Raw genomic sequence first — 19,515 nt, 5'->3', positions numbered from 1 at the left:
CATAAGAGTGAGTTGTTGGTCAATAGTCATTGGTTGTTTGTTATGCACTCTCTAAGACTGTATAGACTAGTAACTAATAACTAGTAACTAGTAACTAATTTTCTATATTACATCCCGTGAAAAAAGTAAAAGCTGTTGTCTTCGATTTAGACGGAACTCTCTATTTGAGTGGCCGCCCATACCCGGGTGCGGTCGAAACGGTCAATCGCGTCTCTAAGCGCGTGCCGGTCTATTATTTGAGCAACAACACGAGCAAGTCTCCGGTCTTTTACGAGAACCGCCTCAAGGTCATGGGGCTTCCGCTTGCTGATGATTCCATCATCTCGGCGTTGTACCTCTCGCTCGATGCGATTCACGAACGCAAGATCAAGAACGTCTTTTTCTTTGCGAACCCGGAAGTGTACGAATGGTTTGCGGCTCAGGACCCGAGCCTTAATTTGCGCCCTTCGGTCGAAGAAACCGAGCTGGTGCTTGTCGCTTACCACAACAGCTTTGATTACCGAGAACTTTGCGAACTCTCTTTCCGAGTGCAGCGCGGTATCCCGTTCTGGGTCACGCATACGGATTTTGTCTGCCCTGACGAACGCGGTCCGGTGCCCGATATCGGAAGCTTCATGGCTCTCCTCAAGACCGCTTACGGTGTCGAACCCGAGATGAGTTTTGGCAAGCCGAATCCGGCGATGCTCTCTGGACTTTTGAAGCTTTACCGCCCCGAAGAAATCCTGTTTGTGGGTGACCGCCTCTATACGGATTTTGAACTGGCAAAGCGTTCCGGCTGCCGTTTTGTGTTGCCCTTGTGTGGCGAATCGAAAATGTCGGATGTCGATCATCTCGATGTGAAACCCGAATTTATTGTCAATAACGTTAGTGAAATTGATTTCAACGCCTTTTTAGAAGGAAAAAAATAATGCGTCATATTGCACGTCTTTTGTTCCTGCTCGTCGTGATTCCCGCCGTTGTATTTGCCGGCGATGAACACATTACGGTTGCGGTTTCGTTGCAGCCGTATGCAACTCTCGTAAAGATGGTCGGTGGTTCTCGCGTGAATGTGGTGACGCTTTTGCCTCCGGGTGCTGATCCGCACAATTACGAACCGAAGCCTGCGATTATCAAGGCTTTCTCGCTCGCTCAGATTTATTTCACGGATGGTTCCGGCTTGGACAAGGCTTGGCTGCCTCGATTCCTGGGCGCCAACAAAAAGGTTCAGGTCATTAATATTGCAAAAAATATGGAATGGATGAAGATGGAAGAACATGAACACGAAGCTCATGGTCATCATCATGAAGAAGAACTCGATCCGCATATTTGGACCTCTCCGTATCGCGTGAAAATCTTAGCGCAGAATGTTTATCAGGAACTCAAAAAGATAGATTCTGAACATGAAACGTACTACATTTCCCGAATCCAGGAAACCCAGAAAACTTTGAGCAAGCTTGAACGCGAGCTGAACGAAACCGTTATCAATATGCCTATTGCCCGTCGTTCGTTTATTGTGTTCCATCCGTCATACGGTTATCTCGCCAAGGATTGCAAGCTCAAGCAGTACGCTATCGAGGTCAATGGCAAGGAACCCAAGCCGAAGGATTTGGCTGAACTTATCAAGATGGGACGCAAGAATGGCGTGAAGACAGTATTTGTGCAACCGCAGTTTAGCAAGCGCGCCGCTGCAACTATTGCTAAGGACTTGAATGCCGTCGTTGTTGAAACGGATCCGCTCGATGCTGATTTCATTGGCAATACCCGTAAGTTCATCGAAGCTCTTAAAGAGGCTAGCAAGAAGTAATGTCTGCTATCGATATAAGCAATCTCAGTTTTGGCTATGGAAAGTCGCCCGTGCTTACGGACGTGAACTTGTCCATTGACGAAAATGACTTTGTTGCTATTATCGGACCGAATGGCGGTGGCAAGTCTACACTGATGAGACTGATGGTCGGGCTCTTGAAACCGACGTCTGGGACGGTGCGCGTTTTTGGCGAAAAGGTCCCGACGAAGAAGGTGGCTATTGGCTATGTGCCGCAGAACACGAACAAGAATATCGACTTCCCGATTACGGTGGGCGAGTGCGTTGCCACTGGCAAGACCGGGCTTTCTCCCAAGTCGGACGAAGTGAAGGCAGCGCTTGAACGCGTGCATATTGGTGGTTATTTGGACCGTCGTCTGGGCGAATTGAGTGGCGGTGAACGCCAACGCGTACTCATTGCACGTTCTCTTGTCTGCAATCCGAAGATTCTCTTTTTGGATGAACCATCCAATAATATTGACGTCGCTGGGATTGAAGCGCTTTACAACATGCTTGCGGAATTCAGCGAGACGATGACGATTGTGATCGTGACGCATGACTTGATGGCTCTTTCGCATAAGGTGAAAAGCGTCGTTTGCGTGAACCATTCTGTGCATTACCATGAAGGGGCGAACCTGACCGAAGAAATGTTGCATAGCACTTATGGCTGCGAGGTCGATTTGATTGCTCACGGGGTGCCGCATCGTGTTCTCGGGAGCCACGACCATACCCACGGTGGCTGCTGCGAGCATCATCATACTGGTCATTAGTCATTGGTCTTTAGTCATTAGTTTTTGGCTTTGGATCTGTTTATGACTGTAACGATGGGGAATGGGCTCGGCGCTTTGCGTCTTTGGGGTCGCTTCTCGTTCTGGATGATGGGGGCGTTTCTAATAACTATTGACTAGTGACTAATAACCTTAAAATCCTAACTCCTGCCCATATCACCTCAAAGAATAATGTTATAATTGTATAGTACTTGTGTTTCATTGGAGGTAAAGATGAGTGCAGAAGTTGAAGATTTGACCGTCGAATACACTGACGAAGAAACCGGCGAAGTCGTCATCAAGGAATTGAGCAAGGAAGTCCTTTCGAAGGGCGCCTGGCCGACCGTGATGTTCTTCTACCAGGACCGTGACCCGAAAACGGGCGAGTTCAGCGAACCGAAGGTCTCTCTGCGCCGTTACCGCAAGATGCAAGGCACGTTCAAGCCCCAAGGCAAGTTCAAGATTACAGGCAAGGCGCAAGCCGAAGCCATTATCAACGTCTTAAAAAAGTGGTATAACATTTAATGCCAGACCCTGCTAGTAAAAAGAAAGACTACACTATCGATTTCCTGTGCGAGGGGAATATCGAGTCCTTCCCGTGGAAGGATAAGTTCGAAGCTATGGCCCGCAAGCTCCTTGCCGAAGAAGGCACGGAGAACAACGTCAACATCGTGCTCTGCACCGACGAGTTCGTTCGCGAGATGAACAAGAACTACCGCGGGCTCGACAAGGTGACGGACGTGCTTTCGTTCGAATGGCACGAAGAAATCCCGGGCGAAGAAGAGATGCTCGGCGAAATCTACATCGCAAGGGATCAGGTCAAGCGCCAGGCCCCGCAGTACGGCAATAGCTTTTTTGCCGAGATGAAGCGCGTGATTGTTCACGGACTACTCCACCTGTCGGGGTACGACCATATCAAGGCTGCCGACCGCAAGGTGATGCGCGCCCGCGAATGCGAGTTCTTGGGACTGGATCCGTACAAGGACAAGGAGAGCATGGAAAATGGGTGATACGAACACCATTGCGATTGTTCTTCTCGTTTTCTTTCTTTTAGTTTCGGCATCGTTTACTTTAATCAAGGCAGTCTTTGCCGCCATCTATGCCAAGCGTGAAGACCACGACCGCACGGACCGCGAATCGAAGATTGCAAAGATTGTCGAAAACCGAGGCTACAACGAAACCGTTTCCATCGGCCGAATCTTTTCGGACGTGGGCATTGGCGTGTTCGGATTTTATTTGTTCTCGAATGCGCCGTGGCAGTGGACGCACGACTTCTGGCTGCTCGGAATCATGGCGTACATGCTTTGCGCCTGTGCCGTGATTTATATAGTGACCATCTTCTGCCCGAACCTGATTGGCAACTTGAAACCGGATACTTTGTCTGTGGTGCTTGTGCCGCTGTACAGGCTCATCCGTATGCCGTTTGTGCCGGTGGGACGCGTTTGCCATACCATTTACCTCAAGTTGCTGAACGCCTTGGGTTACGACGCTAAGCTCAGCTTCTTGCCCGAAGAACGCCGTGACGCTGTGCAGGCGGACCTCTCGGATGCTTCGCTCTCTGAAGGCGAAGGCCTCGAAAAAGAAGAACGCCAGATGATCCTCAACATCTTCGACTTCGTGGAAACTCCGGTGCGCGAAATCATGACTCCGCGTGTGGACATGTGCGCGATTGATGTGGACACGTCGCTTGAGGACTTGGTGAAGGTGTTGAACAACGAACGCCATTCCCGTTTGCCGGTTTACAAGGAAACGGTCGACAACATTGTCGGTATCCTTTCGAACCGCGATTTCTTGGAATGGTACACGGAACATCATGACGAGCCGTTTGACTTGATGAAGCTCGTGATGCCGCCGGTTTATGTGCCGTACCACAAGAAGATTGATGATCTTTTGACGGAACTCCGCAAGACGGGTAACCAGCTCGCGATTGTCGTGGACGAATACGGCGGTACGGCTGGACTTGTGACGCTTGAAGATATTCTCGAAGAAATCGTCGGTGAAATTCGCGATGAAGACGACATGGACGAAGACGAGGACGTGCAGAAGTTGAAGGACGGACGCTACATTCTCGACCCGTTAATGACGCTTTCGGATTTGGAATACGAGCTCGATGTGGAACTCAAGCCGCCTGAGAATTCCCACGTGGAAACGCTCTCCGGACTCATCCAGGCAACGCTTGGCATCATCCCGTCGCCAGGCGCCGAAGTCAAGATTCAGGGTTACACGTTCCGCGTTCTGCGCATGGACGGCACCCGCATGGAAAAGGTCATGATGATTCTCCCTGCCGGCGTGAAAGGCCCCAAGACGCAGACACTCCACAAAGTGTAGAGCTCGAAGTTGCATCTCAAAAAAGTGAGGAAAGCCCCTAATCGGGGCTTTTTCTTTTGCCGAAAATTCCGCAGATTTTACAATACGAGACGTTCATACGATAATAAGGATATAAAGGAGATTATAAAGTGGAAAAAGTTGTAGCGAGAAATTTGGGACATCTGAAAAAGCTCGTCCATGAATACATGGAAAAGCTTGGTCCTAATTGCGATTTGAATTTTATCGATGTCTCGGATTTGTATGAACTGGATGACCTGTTCTCTTATCCCAACCAAAATTTCAATGGCGACATCAGTCAATGGGATGTGTCCAACGTAAGGAATATGAACGGTGTTTTTTCTAATTCCAAGTTCAATGGTGATATTAGTAAGTGGGATGTGTCTCATGTGGAAACTATGGAATTTATGTTTAGCGATTCTGAGTTCAATGGCGATATTAGCGGCTGGGATGTTTCCAACGTAAAGTACATGAAAGGTACATTCCATTGCTCAAAATTTATGGGTGACATTAGCCAGTGGGATGTTTCCAATGTGGTAGATATGGATATGATGTTTTCTGCCACAAAATTCAATGGCGATATCAGCCAGTGGAATGTATCTAAAGTGCAGTGTATGAGTTTGATGTTTTGTGATTCGGAATTTAATGGCGATATAGGACATTGGGATGTTTCTAACGTGAGTGATATGGGCTTTATGTTTGAACGTTCCCAATTTAACGGCGATATCAGTTTGTGGGATACCTCTCATGTCCTTTGCATGTCCTACATGTTCAATCTTTCTGTGTTTAATGGCAATATTAGCGGTTGGGATGTTTCTAAGGTCGAAGACTTTAACGGAATGTTTGCATCTTCCAAGTTCAATGGCGATATTAGCGGCTGGGATGTTTCGCATGCAAGGGATATGTCGAACATGTTTTATCGATCCGAATTCAATGGGGATATTTCATCATGGAATGTTTCTGAAAAAACGGATTTGAACTGTATGTTTTGCGAATCGCAGTTTAAGGGAAATCTCGAACAATGGAATATCACGGATCCCAAGCAGGTAAGGGATATGTTTGATAATTCCGTTTTGGAATTGGAAGATCGTCTCCCTCAATGGTTTGTGGAACTCGCCTCAATGGATCCGGATTCTTGTCCCGATTTCAACGATGACATTGATGAGATGGATAAGGATGCAGATTTGCCTTTTTAATTTTTGGACCTAAAAAAAGAAGAAGCTCGCGATTTTTGTGTTCGCGGGCTTCTTTCTCCTACTGTCTACTGAATCAACTACAATTCTTCCACGGCTTCTGCTCTCAGGTTCAGCACGATGTGTTCCTGGCGCATAGGCGTGTTGTTGCCCATGTAGTATTCCAGCATCTTGCCGAGCGAAGCGTCGGGCGGAATGCTCACCGTTTCAAGGCGCATGTCCTCGTTGATGAACTGTCCGAATTCTTCCGGGCTGATTTCACCAAGACCTTTGAATCGAGTAATCTCGAGACCGGTCTTGCCGATTTCCTTGGCTGCCTTGTCGCGTTCCGCTTCGTCGTAGCAGTACTTGGTCACTTGCTTGTTACGCACGCGGAAAAGCGGCGTCTGCAAGATGTACAGGTGCTTCTGTTCCACGAGTTCCGGGAAGAACTGCAAGAAGAACGTCATGAGCAAAAGGCGAATGTGCATACCGTCCACATCAGCATCGGTCGCGATAATCACTTTGTCGTAACGCAAGTTCTCGAGACCGTTTTCGATGTCGAGCGCGTGCTGCAACAAGTTGAATTCTTCGTTTTCGTACACGACCTTCTTCGTCATGCCAAAGCTGTTGAGCGGCTTACCGCGGAGGCTAAACACAGCCTGCGTCTGCACGTTACGGGCCTTGGTGATAGAGCCGGATGCGGAGTCACCTTCTGTAATGAAAATCATCGATTCGCGGTTGAGCGCGTTTTTCACGTCGGTGAGGTGGATCTTGCAGTCGCGCAGCTTGCGGTTGTGCAAGTTTGCCTTCTTGGCGCGTTCGTTTGCAAGCTTCTTGATGCCTGCAATTTCCTTGCGTTCACGTTCGTTTTGCGTGATGCGGTTGAGGAGCGCTTTTTCGGTTTCGGGATTCTTGTGCAAGAAGTTGTCGAATTCACTTGCCACGTAATCCACGACCCAGGAGCGCAGCTGGGCGCCACCCGGAGCGACCGTTGTCGAGCCGAGCTTTGTCTTTGTCTGGGATTCGAAAACCGGTTCCTGGATGCGTACGGAGATGGCGCCAATGACGCAGTTGCGCACGTCTTGCGGGTCCAGGTCTTTTTTGAAGTGGTCACGGGCGCCTTTCACAAGGCCTTCGCGGAATGCCTGCTGGTGCGTACCACCCTGAGTGGTGTGCTGACCGTTTACAAAGCTGTAGTAATGTTCGCCGTACTGGTTGCCGTGCGTGAAGGCGCATTCGATATCCTTGCCCTTGAAGTGTATTACCGGGTAGCGGATGGAATCGTCCACGTGCTTGTTCAAAAGATCCAAAAGACCGTTCGGGCTTGTATAGACCTTGTCGTTCATCACGAGCTGGAGACCGTTGTTCAAGTAGGCGTAGTTCCAGACCTTCTCTTCCATGTAGGCTGGGAGGAAGCGGTAGTTTTTGAAAATGTCGGCATCCGGTTCAAAGTAAATTTCGGTACCGTTCTTTTCGTTTGTTGCACATTCCTTGTAATCCTGCACAAGCACGCCGCGGCTGAATTCTGCCTGCTTCATGCGGCCGTCGCGGTAGCTCTTGACGATGAATCTGGTAGAAAGGGCGTTCACAGCCTTTGTACCCACACCGTTCAAACCGACGGACTTCTGGAACGCTTCGGAATCGTACTTACCACCCGTGTTGATCTTCGACACGCAGTCGATGACCTTGCCGAGAGGAATGCCGCGCCCGTAGTCGCGCACGCGAGCCGCATGGTCGTCAATGTTGATTTCAATCTTCTTGCCGGCACCCATCACGAATTCGTCGATGGAGTTGTCGATAATTTCCTTGACGAGCACGTAAATGCCGTCGTCCGGGCTCTGTCCGTCGCCAAGCTTGCCGATGTACATACCGGGGCGCAGACGGATGTGTTCATGCCACTCTAGGGATTTGATGCTGTCTTCTGTATATTTCGTAGCTGCCATTAATCAATCTCTTTAAAATTCAATTCCATATATAGCAAACGACTTTTGGGTTCACTATAACCATAAAGCCAGATCAAATATATAAAAATTCTTGATACTGCACATTAGGGCAAATTAATTTTGGCTATGTAGAACTTTAATGTTGAAGCACCGTCTGATGTTTAAAATTTTAAACAAAAAGGACTTTAAAAGGGCTTTTGGTGATTCGACAGGATTCAATGACACTTAAAAGCACGGTTCTTGTCAACATTCCATTAACAACAAAAAAGTTCTACTTATCCGGGAAATGTTTATCCATTTTTCAAGAGGTGTGACTTATGGACAACGAATTGACACTTTTGATAGGGAAGGGGGAAAAGATCCTTTATGCCGGTAAGCCGGACAAAAGGTGCTTTATCTTTGAATGTATCTTCAATCCGCTGCTTCCGTTTGCGATTGTTTGGGGCCTTTTTGATATGTTTTTCATCGGGGCAGCGTTTTCGTCTGATCAGGCGGACAAGGCGGCTGTATTTATCATCCCGTTCATGATGCTACACATGATGCCTGTCTGGATTTACCTGGGCGGGGCACTGCTCTCGTTCAGGCGGTACCGCAACACGGCATTAAGGGACACACCCAGGATAACATGATCGAATGGGAAGGTTACACAGACCCCGAACTGGGCATTCCCGTTTATAGCCTTTATGGCGAACACCGCGAACCCACTGCCGAAATGCTCAGTCACGTAGACATGATGCTTGTGGACTTGCAGGATGTGGGCGCCCGCTACTACACGTTTATCTGGACGCTGTTCCTTTGTATGAAAGCCTGCGAGAAGGCGGGCATCCCCGTGATTGTGGTGGACCGCCCGAACCCCATCAACTGCGTAGACGAGGAAGGCCCGGTGCTGGATTTGAACTACACGAGTTTCGTGGGTCTGCACAGCATCCGTACGCGCCATGCAAAGACTATTGGCGAACTTGCTGTCCAGTTCAAGGAAGAACGCTTCCCCAAGTGCGAACTCTACGTGCTCGGCATGGAAGGTTACGATAAAAAGATGTGGTACGATCAGACGGGACTTCCGTGGATTTTGCCGAGCCCGAACATGCCGACTCTCGATACCGCCATCGTTTATCCGGGCATGTGCCTTTTCGAAGCGACCAACGTGAGCGAAGGCCGCGGCACGACGCGTCCCTTCGAAATTTTTGGCGCTCCGTTTATCGATGCTGTCAAACTTTGCAAGTACATGAACGACCTCAAGTTTCCGGGCGTGTATTTCCGTGAAAATTACTTCCAGCCCACATTCCACAAGGGTGCTGGCCAAATCTGTGGCGGTGCGCAGATTCATGTGCTCGACCGCGACAAGTTCCGCAGCTTTGATATGGCCGTAAAGCTGTTGCAGTACATCTTTAACGAATATCCGAAGGATTTTGCCTGGAAACAGCCGCCTTACGAATATGAATTCAAGAAATTGCCTATCGACATTCTGCTTGGCAACGGCACATTCCGCAAAGAATTTATCGAAAGTAGCATTTAACCATCAAAGAAGAGGAAAGTATGATTCAACAATCTAACGGAAAATTTGAAATGCCGGCACTCCCGTATGCCGCAGGCGACCTGGCTCCGGTTCTCAGCCAGGAAACCATCGAATTCCACTACGGTAAGCACCTGCAGACTTACCTCAATAACTTGAACGCAGCCCTTCCGGGTAGCGCTTTCGAAGGCAAGACTGTCGAAGAAATCGTCAAAACGGCCGAAGGCGGCGTGTTCAATAACGCAGGTCAGTTCTTGAACCACTACATGTATTTCATGCAGTTCAAGGCTCCGTCAGCCGGCAACGTTCCGACGGGTAAAATTGCCGACGCCATCGCTCGCGATTTCGGCTCCTTCGAAAAGTTCCAGGAAGAATTCCAGGCGAAGGGCGCAGGCCTCTTCGGTTCTGGCTGGGTATGGCTCTCTGCCGATGCTTTGGGCAAGCTCATCATCACGCAAGAAGGCAACGCTCAGAACCCGCTCACCAAGGGTCTCAAGCCGCTCCTCACGTTCGATGTGTGGGAACATGCCTACTACATTGACTACCGCAACCGCCGCCCCGATTACCTCAAGGGACTCTGGCAGATTGTGGATTGGAACGTCATCAACAACCGTCTCGGTTAATTCCAATACAAGTGTAAAAGAAAACCGCTGGTCATTAAACCAGCGGTTTTTCTTATAAGTAATTTGATTTATGGCCGATTATTCATCCGGGTTTTCACGTTCAATAAGTCCGTTCTCGCCTCGGAGCATTTCTTCCCATTCGTAGTTGTTGCCGTCTTTGCATTTGAAATAGAATCCTTCGGAGTAAGTTTCGCACAAACTCGAAGGAGTCGATTTCGCAATTTTGGTCTTGTACATTGTTTTGCAGTGGACGGTGGTATCGCTGGCGAGCATATACGGATAAGATGTGCTTGCTTCAGCTTGCGCGCTGTCTTGCGCGATCTTTTTCTGGATGGGAATATACTTGTTGTCTATGGTAGAATATTCCTGCTGAAAGATCGTGTCACCTTCCAGCTTGTTAAATGCTCCTGGTGAATATGTACATCCGTTATCGCAAGTATACACGTTGACCGTTCTGTCGTAATCTTGGCAGACAGGTTGGATAATACCGTATAAAGGCTCATTTTCAGCCATTTCGGCAACGGTTTGTTTTAAAGAGGGCTTGCTTGAAGGGCACCACGATTTATGAAAGTAACTTGAATCCTTGCAGTGAACATTCGGGAAAGTGCTCAGCGTGTAGGGGTATTCGCTATTCACGCTAGATGACGATTCCGCTTCGCTAGATGATTCGGGTGTGGCTTCGGAGCTGCTGGAAACTTCGTCAAAAGATTCGCTCGAGGGAATCACTTCTTCTTCGGAAGAACTGGTGGGGGCTGTTGCTTCGGAACTGCTGGAGGTGATTTCGCCAGGATTGTCTGAAACGACTTCGGGTGCGGCGCTGTTGGAATCGCTGTCGCAACCTGCCCAAAAAAGTGCTGCAACACATAAAGCGATTTTACGCCTGTACTTTGTGATAGACATATTGTTCTCCTTTTTTTCTTTAATATACCTTTAAAAGGATTCTTTTACAAATGTCCCAAATCAAAACTTTGGACAAATTGTAAATAAAATCGAGAGTTTCTTTGTTATTTGGTTATATTAATAGGGAAATGGGCTATGTAGAACTTTAATGTTGAAGCACCGTCTGATGTTTAAAATTTTAAACAAAAAGGACTTTAAAAGGGCTTTTGGTGATTCGACAGGATTCAATGACACTTAAAAGCACGGTTCTTGTCAACATTCCATTAACAACAAAAAAGTTCTACTTATCCTTAATTTTAAAGGGTGGAGGTGCAGCGCATCTTGTAGAATGGTAAAAAATGGGCGATATTCGTTTAATTGACAAGTTTGTTAAATTATTTTATCTTTGTACGTGTGTTGGGAGTTGTGTTTTGAAGGAGATGGAATATGGACGCAATCCAGACAGCACGTGAACGATTGAAACTTTTGAAGCAGCTTGCGCAAAGTGGGAGGAATGTGAATTCCAACAATGCTGCTTCTAAGAAGGACTTGTTTCAGTCGTTAGATCGCGGCATTACAGCTATTTCGTAATTTTATTGCTTATAGATTATTGAAGAGGCTTTTGGGAAGGCCTTGCTTATATGTTGTCCGAGCCTTCGTATGAAGGCTGGGATTTTTATTAATTCCATTTGACGAGCTAATAATTATTATCTATTATTGCGTTGTGTTCGGCTAATGAATATTAGCCTTTGACGGATGTTAACGGAGAAATTTATGAAGACGATTGGTTTGATTGGCGGCATGAGCTGGGAAAGTACAATCACGTACTATGAAATTTTGAATAAAGAAATTGTCAGCGCGTTGGGCGGTTTTCACAGTGCAAAAATCTTGATGTATAGTGTTGATTTTGCAGAACTCGAGGCGAACATGTCCAATAGCAATTGGGATGGCAATGCGGCAATTCTCGCAGATGCGGCAAAGCGTCTCGAATGTGCGGGGGCGGACTTTATCGTGATTGCAACGAATACGATGCATAAGCTAGTCCCGCAAATCGAACGTGAGATTCATATTCCGATTCTGCACATTGCCGATGCGGCTGCTTCAAGCGTTATTCGCGATGGCTTTACGAAAGTCGCGCTGCTCGGCACTAAATTCACGATGACACAGGACTTTATCAAGGACCGCCTTAAGAGCGCTGGCCTCGAAGTGATTGTGCCGGACGCTCCGGATATTGAAATTGTGAACAACGTGATTTTTAATGAACTCTGCTTGGGTAAGGTTCTTGATGCTTCGCGTGCTGAATACCAGCGCATCATTGCGAGTTTGAAAGAACGTGGTGCTGAATGTGTGATTCTCGGCTGCACGGAAATCGGCATGCTCATCTCTGAAAAGGATAGTGAGCTCCCTGTGTACGATACGACCATCATCCATGCCAAAGAAGCTGCCCGCCAAGCGCTGGGTTGATTGTTCTATATGCTACAAGATGTAGTATATGCAAAATTTTTGTGCGAAATTTTTAGAAAAATGCTTAAATTTTGCAAAAATCCTTAATTTTGTAGCATAGAAAGACTTGATTTTTGAAAAATACGGTTTTATATTTTTTAATATGAAACCGATTGTCGAATATACCGATTTCCGCATGTTCATGCGTGATTACTACGAGGAACGCAAGCGCTGTTCCGCGTTCTCTTGGAGAGAATTCTCCAAGAACGCAGGATTCAGTTCACCCTCGTACATGAAGGTCGTTTGCGACGGTAAAAGCAAGTTGAGCCGTATCGGTGTAGAACGCACGGGTGCCGCCATGGGGCTTGCCGGTTTCGAGATGGATTATTTCAGGGCGATGGTCAAGTTCGGCCAGGCCGAGACGGAAGAAAGTAAAAAAGCCGCCTACGAAGAAATGCTTTCCATCGCAAAGACGTACAAAGTCCGTACGATTGAAGGCGAGTTCTTCAAGTATTACGATACTTGGCACAACTCGGTTGTCAGGGAACTTGCCCCGATTATGCCGGGCGCCACTCCGGGTGAAATGGCAAAAATGTGCTATCCGCAGATTTCTGCTGCGGAAGTTCGCGATTCCCTCGATTTCCTCACGAAATCAGGACTCCTGAAAAAAGAAGATGAAAATTTTGTCCAGTCCGAAACTTCGATCAAGGGCACAACGGATGCAACGCGACTTGCCATGAGGAATATGCACCGCCAAATGTCCAGGCTTGCGACTTCGGCACTTGAACTCCCCAAGGAAATTCGTAATTTTAGTGGAGTGACCATGGGGCTTTCGCGCGAGTCGTTCCACAAGATTGAATGTGTGCTGAATGAATGCCGTCGCCAGATTATTGCCATCGCCGCCGAAGAAAAGAATATTGAACAAGTTTATCGCTTGAATTTGCAGTTATTCCCCCTGACGAAAAACGTGAAGGAGAACGAAAATGAAGAAGTGTAGTTTGTATGAACTTATAACGCTCACGGTAATCTTTTCGCTGGGCTTCTTTGTGGGGTGTTCTTCGGATAAAATTGCAGGTACGTCCGAAGAAACAAATGAATTTGCCTATAAAGTTTCGTCGAGCTCCGAAGAGGAATCGTCTAGTTCTTCTGTTGAATCTAAGGATGCCGAAAAATCTAGTAGTTCTGCAAAATCGAGCAGCTCTTATGTGGAGTCCTCGAATAGTACGCCTCCTGGAACCACAAGTTCTTCTACTGGTGTTGATGTGAATAATAATTCCAGTAGTTCTGAAAAACCAAATGAAGGTACTGCAAAGCCAGATATTTCGTTGGAGTATTACTTGAAATTGCTCAATCAAGAATCGGACTCGTTTGACAGTGGCGTTATGTCAACAGCGATTGACCTAAATACAGATGGCAATCCGCAAAATCCGAATCCGCCGATGACGGCTGAATTTGATACGCCTTGGCCGCACAAGATTGTAAAGCAGAATGTCGATGCGTTGCAAGAATACTTCCCAATGGCGTTCTCGATGTATCCTCAAATCATCAGTGCGATAAAGAACGAAACTTTGGACGAAAATTGTGGACTTTATACGTTCAACGTGTATAGCGATGGATTGACTGCAGCCTATATCGTTGCTGAAATTACCGAGAATACCATCAAGGTGATTGATATTCCGGCGGGAGAATGTAAGGCGCTGTCTTTGACTCAAATGTCCAGGTTCCTGTTCTACTATTGTGGCGAAATCAATAGCCATGCCGAAGCGGAACATATAAAAGTTGATGCGGATTTGTCTGGTAATTGCCCGATTATTAAAACGGGTAATGAATGGGTGAAATTATAAATTAAGGAGAAAACATCATGAAAAAGAATCATTATGTCAAGGCGATGAGCCTTGCCGTTGTGGCGGCTATCTCTTTCGCAGTCGTTGCATGCGATAACGATACTCTCAGCGGTCCTGATTTCAACGCTGGAAACGGTGGGACTTCCTCGGCAGTTGAACAGCCTGCTCCGCAGTCCTCTAGCTCAGAGGTTGCTGTAAGCTCTTCATCCGATATCCCGCTCAGCTCGCAGTGTGCTGCACTGCTTCCTGAGTGTGGTTACACCGTCGAACAACTTTGTGAAATGGGCCAGACCTACTTCTGTGTGAGCAGTTCTTCGTCCGCTAAATTGAACAGCTCCAGTTCTGTTGTTGCAAGTTCTTTTTCTGTGAAAAACAGCAGTTCTTCGTTTTCTCAAAAGCCGTTGAGCTCGAGCTCCGTTGAAACGTGTCCGAACGGTCATTGGACTACCCACTGTAATGGAATTTGGACTCAGGAACCGGTTTGCTGCGAAGAAAAAAACGTGGAAACTTGCAGGCACATCACGGATTACGATGGCATGACCGAAAAGGGTAACTGCGTGGATCAGAATGGTCGCACCGCTGTTGACTGCGTGACAGGTGCAAACTATGAATGCCAAAACAACAATTGGCAGCCGGTGACTTGCTTGAATGTCAAACCGGATGAATGCAAGCCGGGGATGGGTGGCTGTGGATACCGCCTTTGCCAACCGGATGGCATTAAGGAAATTGCCGATTGTGGAAGTGGTGCCATTTACGTTTGCAACGGTGAAACGTGGGAAGTCAAGGCAACGGATAACAATAAACTCTGCGCCCAAGGCAAACTCGAATACTGCGAAGCTTGCTTTAAAGAAGGCGTCTTCAATGGCCATTACAAGTGCGAAGGCGGCAAGTGGAGAGAGTACGGCATGGGCGATGAAATCTGCGAACACATCACCGATGTTAAATGCGATGATAATAGGCCTGGTTGCGGTTTTTGCGGTGTAGAAAAAAGATTTGCATTTGATTGCGAAACAGGTGAGGAATTTGTGTGTGATCAGGGATACTGGTCTCTGAATGTCAAGGATTGCGAACCGGGAATGGATGGATGCGCGGTTCCTGTATGCAACGCACTTGCTCCTGAATGCGGCTATAGCGAATACGAACTTTGCAATAAGTATGGCATCGATAGATACTGCAATGACAAGTGGCTGAGCGAACCTTGCGATGGCTCCGAATCTAGCAGAGACCTCCGCATCGTGGAATCCAATAATAGTTTCAGATTTGAAAACTACATCTGCGTCAATAACAAGTGGGTGGAACGCTTCAAGTATTACGAATGCGGTGAAGAAGTCGATTGCGACCGCCCGTCTCTGCGTTGCCAGGCAAGCCCTGTAATCGGAACCGCTTGCGAAAACGAAGGCGAGTCTAGCGATATCGATGGCTGCGTGTTCCTTTGCAGCGCGGGTCAATTCATCTACGCTCCGCCGCCAACGTGGTGATAAGCTAAAAATTGATCAAAAAAAGCGGCGCCATTCGGCGTCGCTTTTGTGTGGGTTGGTAAAATTCAAATCTTTGGTCTTAAAATTTAGGACCTTTAGGGAAAGGGACGTGTTCGTTTGGACGTGGAACATCGAACGGCGGGTTTTCTGGGTGCTGTTTTTCCCATTCATCGCGATTCTTTTCGATTTGCCCTTTTTCTTTGTTGATAATATTTTCTTTCGTGATATTCTTGTTTTCGTTTAGCGCGTTGTTGCTCGTTTTTTGCAAGTTGATGTCTTGCTGGATATCTTTGATTTCGGCATGGGCATTTGCCTTGATGTCCAAGAGAATTTGTTGCCGTGCTTGCTTGCGTTCTTCACGTAAGCGTTGCCAGTCTTCTTTCTGTTTCTGTCCAAGATCAGGAACGTCTTGCGAAATTTCAGACCTTTCTGCAGGCGTCGCGATATCGGATTCCGGTTGAGCAAACGGAACCGCCACGAATATCGAGCTAGTCAAAAGTGCAATAAGTTTGTTTGCGTTTCTCATAGCGTTAACCTTGAAAAGACTCGGAAAAAAGAGGGCGACGGATGCTCCCGTCGCCCAGATTTTTAGGAGGAAAGTCCTTATTCAACCTGTGCTACGGTCTTTTCTTCTTTTACAGTTTCTTTTTCTGCCTTCTGGGCTTCGCGTTCTGCTTTCTGTGCTTCGCGTTCAGCCTTTTTAGCTTCCATTTCAGCCTTGCGAGCTTCGCGTTCGGCCTTCAAAGCTTCTTCGCGTTCTGCGCGCTGTGCTTCGAGCTCAGCCTTCTTAGCTTCCATTTCGGCCTTCTTAGCTTCGCGTTCAGCCTTCAAAGCTTCTTCGCGTTCTGCGCGCTGTGCTTCGAGTTCAGCCTTCTTAGCTTCCATTTCAGCCTTGCGAGCTTCGCGTTCAGCCTTCAAAGCTTCTTCGCGTTCTGCGCGCTGTGCTTCGAGTTCAGCGCGCTTTGCTTCCATTTCGGCCTTCTTGGCTTCGCGTTCGGCCTTGCGGGCTTCTTCGCGTTCAGCACGCTTAGCTTCTTCTTCGGCGCGCTTGGCTTCGAGTTCAGCCTTGCGAGCTTCGCGTTCAGCTTTCAAAGCTTCTTCACGTTCAGCACGCTTTGCTTCTTCTTCAGCCTTCTTAGCTTCACGTTCGGCCTTCTTGGCTTCGAGTTCAGCCTTGTGAGCTTCGCGTTCGGCCTGGAGTTCTTCTTCCGTCTTCGGGGTCGGCGGTTCGATTTCCGGCTTCGGCGGCTTCGGAGCTTCTACCTTGGCTTCGTCCTTGTCGAGCTTGATCTTGTCAAGGAGACCCTTGCGAGCTTCCTTGCTTTCTTCGCGCATCTTCTTGAAGTCTGCCTTGTCGACAACTTCGGATTCGACTTCTGCTGAAATTTCAGCGGTAATTTCGGCCTTGACGCTCTTCATGTCAGAAGCATTGCTTTTGGCAGATGCTGTGGCAAAAAAGGCGAGTGTAGAAATTGTGAGGATTGCGATGAATTTTGATTTCATGATTCTTCCTATGGTTGTGGGTGGATTTTTTGTTTCCACCCTGTATTTAGCAAGAACCGTGCCAATTTTGGAAATGTGGCGAAATTGCGTAAATTTCGATGTTTTTATTCGAAAAGTCCTTTTTGCTGGTCTTAAAACCCATGAAAAAACGAGGTAATTCGCCTCAGTGGGGATAAAAGTTCCGAAAATTTATTTGGTTGTTGGTTTTTGGTCAATGGTTCTTAGATTATAAACCAATAACTAATGACCAATGACTAAAGGCCTCCGCCTTGCTTTTGCGTTCGCAATTTTGTACATTGAGTTCGCAACTTATTATATCGTTTCTTAGATCCTTAATTATTATCCCGGGCAGGGGCCGCAATTGTAGCGCCAAAGAGCGTTCGCATTGAAAAAGCGGGCATGCGCATTTTAGGAGAATCGTATGCTTCTAAGGATCTTGGGAATTTCCCTTTTGATATTGTTGTTGTCTTCGTCGCTGGCGGGCGCTTCGTCTTCGGTTGCGCGTTCTGTTAGTACGCCGAAAACGTTCTCGAAGTCTGTTCGGACTTCGCCGGGGGCGGTTACGCTTGATTTTGCAGATGTCGCGCTCTCGGAGGTGGCGCGGACGCTTTCGCTTGCGTATGGGACTTCCATTTTGACGGATGATGCGGGCGATGTGCGCGTGACGTTTCACCTGGAGGGGGTTAGCCTTTTCGAAGGGCTGACTTCGCTTTGCGCTGCGCATGGGCTAGATGTGGTGCTGGAGGGGCGTGTGTACCATATTCGACGATCGCGTGTGCAAAATGGTTCGATTGCGCTCTCGGATTCAGGCGTAGTCGTTGATGTCAAAAACATGAACGTGCGCGAGTTCGTGAAGGAATTTGGGCTGAACACGGGCGTGAATGTGCTTGCGGATTACGACGTGGATGGTGTGGTGAGTGGGAATCTGAGGGGAATGGTTCCGGAAATGGCGTTTCGCGTGCTGATGGAATCTAACGGGTTTAAGGTACGCGGGGAGCGCGGGTGTTTGCGGGTTTCTCGTGCAAAAGCGGGGAACGGCGGGAAAGCTCTGAACGGTTCGCCGGATGGCGCGGAAGTTTCTGTGGAACGTGCGGGAGACCTTTATTCGGTGGATTTGCAGTCGGCTTCGCTCAAATCGGTGCTTAAGGCAATTGCTGAAGATGCGGGGCTCAATTTGGCGGTTTATGGCGACTTGAATGAAACTGTGCAGATGTCGTTCAAGGATGTTTCGTTGCCGGAACTTTTAGCGTCACTTTTTCGCGGAAGTGCGTTCACGTTTCGGCTAGATTCGTCGTCGCTTTGGGTCTCGGAAGAAGGGGCGAAAGCGCTTGTCGATGTACAGGTATTCCCGCTAAAGCATGTGTCGCCTGAGAAGGCTATGGCGCAGCTTTCGAAGTTTATGAAAGGATCGGAACTGAATGTTTCGGAATATCGCGAGCAGAATTCACTGGTGCTTGGAGGTTCGCCGCGAGCGATTGCGCGTGCTGCGGAGCTCTTGAAAATGGTCGATGTGCCCCAAATGCAGGTGACGCTTGCGTGTGTGATTGTGGAGTTTCGCAAGGGACGTGGTTTTGCGATTGGTGTGCGGAGTGGGGCAACTCGGAATGTGGGCGAGCGCGAGATTCAGGCGCGCGGATTCTTTGATTTCTTGGGCAAGGATATTTCCAAATCGGGGGCGTTCGGAAAAATTGGAATCTTGCCGGATCGCTTTGAGCTGGAGCTTTCGTCGATGGAGGAGAACAACGAGGCAAAGGTGCTTGCGCGCCCGCGTGTGACAACACTGAACGGCAATAAGGCGGAACTCAACGTGACGAATACGGTCTATTATCTTGTCAGTCAAGTTTCTGCGGATGGGTATCCGATTACGGATTACCGCTCGTTTAACGATGGTATTTCGCTGGAACTCACGCCCACGATGACGCAAGATGGTTTGATAACGTTGTCTGTGTCGCCAGAAATCAAGACGGCGGGCAGGAGCACTGGCGATGGGCCGCGGGACATCAGTTCCCGAAACATGAAGACGACGGTGGTGTTGCGTGATGGTGAAACTTTGTGCTTGGGCGGGCTCATTCGCAAGAACAAGACGGAGGTGCGGCAGGCGGTGCCGTTCTTGGGGAGTATTCCGATTCTTGGGCGGTTATTCAGTTACACCTCCGAAGAAGAGGACGAAAGTGAACTCGCGATTTTTATCACGCCGAGTGTGGAGACGAAGGAATGATTGGGTGGGCGAAAAAAGTCGCGC

Annotated in this window: 20 protein-coding genes; 16 read left to right on the top strand and 4 right to left on the bottom strand. The window is 48.1% G+C overall.

Annotation, left to right across the window (positions count from 1 at the left end; genetic code table 11):
- Window positions 1-116: 116 nt before the first annotated feature.
- From BUC30_RS11975 to BUC30_RS11945, 7 genes are all read left to right on the top strand, one after another.
- Entirely contained in the window at window positions 117-908 is a 792-nt protein-coding gene (locus BUC30_RS11975; protein WP_073425081.1) for an HAD-IIA family hydrolase, read from the top strand.
- Window positions 908-1,783 (top strand): metal ABC transporter solute-binding protein, Zn/Mn family, encoded by an 876-nt coding sequence (locus BUC30_RS11970; protein ID WP_073425080.1) that lies wholly within the window; start codon window positions 908-910, stop codon window positions 1,781-1,783. The genes BUC30_RS11975 and BUC30_RS11970 overlap by 1 nt, the downstream gene beginning before the upstream one ends.
- On the top strand, window positions 1,783-2,550 hold the full coding sequence (locus BUC30_RS11965) for a metal ABC transporter ATP-binding protein (protein WP_073425079.1): 768 nt from the start codon (window positions 1,783-1,785) through the stop codon (window positions 2,548-2,550). Before BUC30_RS11970 ends, BUC30_RS11965 begins: the two co-directional genes overlap by 1 nt.
- Window positions 2,551-2,781: 231 nt before the next feature.
- Complete coding sequence (locus BUC30_RS11960) at window positions 2,782-3,072, top strand: hypothetical protein (RefSeq protein ID WP_012820392.1); 291 nt, start codon at window positions 2,782-2,784, stop codon at window positions 3,070-3,072.
- On the top strand, window positions 3,072-3,557 hold the full coding sequence (gene ybeY, locus BUC30_RS11955) for an rRNA maturation RNase YbeY (protein WP_012820391.1): 486 nt from the start codon (window positions 3,072-3,074) through the stop codon (window positions 3,555-3,557). Before BUC30_RS11960 ends, ybeY begins: the two co-directional genes overlap by 1 nt.
- Window positions 3,550-4,875, top strand: coding sequence for a hemolysin family protein (locus tag BUC30_RS11950; protein ID WP_073425078.1), 1,326 nt, complete (start codon window positions 3,550-3,552; stop codon window positions 4,873-4,875). The genes ybeY and BUC30_RS11950 overlap by 8 nt, the downstream gene beginning before the upstream one ends.
- A 128-nt stretch (window positions 4,876-5,003) precedes the next feature.
- A complete protein-coding gene (locus BUC30_RS11945; RefSeq protein WP_073425077.1) occupies window positions 5,004-6,068 on the top strand; it encodes a BspA family leucine-rich repeat surface protein in 1,065 nt (354 codons plus the stop codon).
- Between the two features lie 77 nt (window positions 6,069-6,145).
- Here BUC30_RS11945 and BUC30_RS11940 read toward each other — a convergent pair whose 3' ends face one another.
- Window positions 6,146-7,990 (bottom strand): DNA topoisomerase IV subunit B, encoded by a 1,845-nt coding sequence (locus BUC30_RS11940; protein ID WP_073425076.1) that lies wholly within the window; start codon window positions 7,988-7,990, stop codon window positions 6,146-6,148.
- A 317-nt stretch (window positions 7,991-8,307) separates the two neighbouring features.
- Here BUC30_RS11940 and BUC30_RS11935 point away from each other — a divergent pair, with 317 nt between their 5' ends.
- From BUC30_RS11935 to BUC30_RS11925, 3 genes are read left to right on the top strand one after another with little or no spacing between them, the layout of a single operon-like run.
- Window positions 8,308-8,619, top strand: a complete 312-nt coding sequence (locus BUC30_RS11935; protein WP_073425075.1) for a hypothetical protein — start codon at window positions 8,308-8,310, stop codon at window positions 8,617-8,619.
- The gene (locus BUC30_RS11930) at window positions 8,616-9,506 is read left to right on the top strand and encodes an exo-beta-N-acetylmuramidase NamZ family protein (protein WP_244536616.1); all 891 of its coding nucleotides are present in this window, start codon (window positions 8,616-8,618) and stop codon (window positions 9,504-9,506) included. The genes BUC30_RS11935 and BUC30_RS11930 overlap by 4 nt, the downstream gene beginning before the upstream one ends.
- 20 nt (window positions 9,507-9,526) lie before the next feature.
- Window positions 9,527-10,126, top strand: a complete 600-nt coding sequence (locus BUC30_RS11925) for a superoxide dismutase (protein ID WP_073425074.1) — start codon at window positions 9,527-9,529, stop codon at window positions 10,124-10,126.
- 78 nt (window positions 10,127-10,204) lie between these two features.
- Here the strand turns inward: BUC30_RS11925 and BUC30_RS11920 are convergent, their stop codons facing one another.
- Complete coding sequence (locus BUC30_RS11920) at window positions 10,205-11,026, bottom strand: hypothetical protein (protein WP_073425073.1); 822 nt, start codon at window positions 11,024-11,026, stop codon at window positions 10,205-10,207.
- 426 nt (window positions 11,027-11,452) lie between these two features.
- On the opposite strand from BUC30_RS11920, the gene BUC30_RS16150 reads away from it, so the two are divergent.
- From BUC30_RS16150 to BUC30_RS11900, 5 genes are all read left to right on the top strand, one after another.
- Window positions 11,453-11,596 (top strand): hypothetical protein, encoded by a 144-nt coding sequence (locus BUC30_RS16150; RefSeq protein WP_170861544.1) that lies wholly within the window; start codon window positions 11,453-11,455, stop codon window positions 11,594-11,596.
- Between the two features lie 183 nt (window positions 11,597-11,779).
- Window positions 11,780-12,469 carry an aspartate/glutamate racemase family protein gene (locus BUC30_RS11915; RefSeq protein WP_073425072.1) on the top strand — a complete coding sequence of 230 codons (690 nt, stop codon included), beginning with the start codon at window positions 11,780-11,782 and terminating at the stop codon, window positions 12,467-12,469.
- Window positions 12,470-12,611: 142 nt separating this feature from the next.
- On the top strand, window positions 12,612-13,445 hold the full coding sequence (locus tag BUC30_RS11910) for a TIGR02147 family protein (protein ID WP_073425071.1): 834 nt from the start codon (window positions 12,612-12,614) through the stop codon (window positions 13,443-13,445).
- A complete protein-coding gene (locus BUC30_RS11905; protein ID WP_073425070.1) occupies window positions 13,432-14,292 on the top strand; it encodes a hypothetical protein in 861 nt (286 codons plus the stop codon). The genes BUC30_RS11910 and BUC30_RS11905 overlap by 14 nt, the downstream gene beginning before the upstream one ends.
- A 17-nt stretch (window positions 14,293-14,309) precedes the next feature.
- The gene (locus BUC30_RS11900; protein WP_073425069.1) at window positions 14,310-15,770 is read left to right on the top strand and encodes a hypothetical protein; all 1,461 of its coding nucleotides are present in this window, start codon (window positions 14,310-14,312) and stop codon (window positions 15,768-15,770) included.
- Window positions 15,771-15,849: 79 nt separating this feature from the next.
- Here BUC30_RS11900 and BUC30_RS11895 read toward each other — a convergent pair whose 3' ends face one another.
- Window positions 15,850-16,296: a hypothetical protein gene (locus BUC30_RS11895; RefSeq protein WP_073425068.1), complete on the bottom strand. Its 447-nt coding sequence runs from the start codon at window positions 16,294-16,296 to the stop codon at window positions 15,850-15,852.
- Window positions 16,297-16,373: 77 nt separating this feature from the next.
- Complete coding sequence (locus BUC30_RS11890; protein ID WP_073425067.1) at window positions 16,374-17,273, bottom strand: coiled-coil domain-containing protein; 900 nt, start codon at window positions 17,271-17,273, stop codon at window positions 16,374-16,376.
- 421 nt (window positions 17,274-17,694) lie between these two features.
- Between BUC30_RS11890 and BUC30_RS11885 the strand changes: the two genes are divergently transcribed.
- Window positions 17,695-19,491, top strand: a complete 1,797-nt coding sequence (locus BUC30_RS11885; RefSeq protein WP_073425066.1) for a type II secretion system protein GspD — start codon at window positions 17,695-17,697, stop codon at window positions 19,489-19,491.
- The last annotated feature ends 24 nt before the right edge of the window (window positions 19,492-19,515 follow it).

It is taken from the genome of Fibrobacter sp. UWB7, from assembly GCF_900142945.1.
GTDB lineage: Bacteria > Fibrobacterota > Fibrobacteria > Fibrobacterales > Fibrobacteraceae > Fibrobacter.
The sequence above is the reverse complement of the archived record's forward strand: the minus strand, read 5'-3'. Positions and strand labels throughout refer to the sequence as shown.

Coding starts and splice junctions, on each gene's coding strand:
- BUC30_RS11910 (WP_073425071.1), top strand. CDS start 12,612: ATGAAACCGATTGTCGAATATACCGATTTCCGCATGTTCATGCGTGAT.
- BUC30_RS11925 (WP_073425074.1), top strand. CDS start 9,527: ATGATTCAACAATCTAACGGAAAATTTGAAATGCCGGCACTCCCGTAT.
- BUC30_RS16150 (WP_170861544.1), top strand. CDS start 11,453: ATGGACGCAATCCAGACAGCACGTGAACGATTGAAACTTTTGAAGCAG.
- BUC30_RS11895 (WP_073425068.1), bottom strand. CDS start 16,296: ATGAGAAACGCAAACAAACTTATTGCACTTTTGACTAGCTCGATATTC.
- BUC30_RS11935 (WP_073425075.1), top strand. CDS start 8,308: ATGGACAACGAATTGACACTTTTGATAGGGAAGGGGGAAAAGATCCTT.
- BUC30_RS11900 (WP_073425069.1), top strand. CDS start 14,310: ATGAAAAAGAATCATTATGTCAAGGCGATGAGCCTTGCCGTTGTGGCG.
- BUC30_RS11890 (WP_073425067.1), bottom strand. CDS start 17,273: ATGAAATCAAAATTCATCGCAATCCTCACAATTTCTACACTCGCCTTT.
- BUC30_RS11920 (WP_073425073.1), bottom strand. CDS start 11,026: ATGTCTATCACAAAGTACAGGCGTAAAATCGCTTTATGTGTTGCAGCA.
- BUC30_RS11940 (WP_073425076.1), bottom strand. CDS start 7,990: ATGGCAGCTACGAAATATACAGAAGACAGCATCAAATCCCTAGAGTGG.
- BUC30_RS11960 (WP_012820392.1), top strand. CDS start 2,782: ATGAGTGCAGAAGTTGAAGATTTGACCGTCGAATACACTGACGAAGAA.
- BUC30_RS11965 (WP_073425079.1), top strand. CDS start 1,783: ATGTCTGCTATCGATATAAGCAATCTCAGTTTTGGCTATGGAAAGTCG.
- ybeY (WP_012820391.1), top strand. CDS start 3,072: ATGCCAGACCCTGCTAGTAAAAAGAAAGACTACACTATCGATTTCCTG.
- BUC30_RS11970 (WP_073425080.1), top strand. CDS start 908: ATGCGTCATATTGCACGTCTTTTGTTCCTGCTCGTCGTGATTCCCGCC.
- BUC30_RS11930 (WP_244536616.1), top strand. CDS start 8,616: ATGATCGAATGGGAAGGTTACACAGACCCCGAACTGGGCATTCCCGTT.
- BUC30_RS11885 (WP_073425066.1), top strand. CDS start 17,695: ATGCTTCTAAGGATCTTGGGAATTTCCCTTTTGATATTGTTGTTGTCT.
- BUC30_RS11950 (WP_073425078.1), top strand. CDS start 3,550: ATGGGTGATACGAACACCATTGCGATTGTTCTTCTCGTTTTCTTTCTT.
- BUC30_RS11915 (WP_073425072.1), top strand. CDS start 11,780: ATGAAGACGATTGGTTTGATTGGCGGCATGAGCTGGGAAAGTACAATC.
- BUC30_RS11905 (WP_073425070.1), top strand. CDS start 13,432: ATGAAGAAGTGTAGTTTGTATGAACTTATAACGCTCACGGTAATCTTT.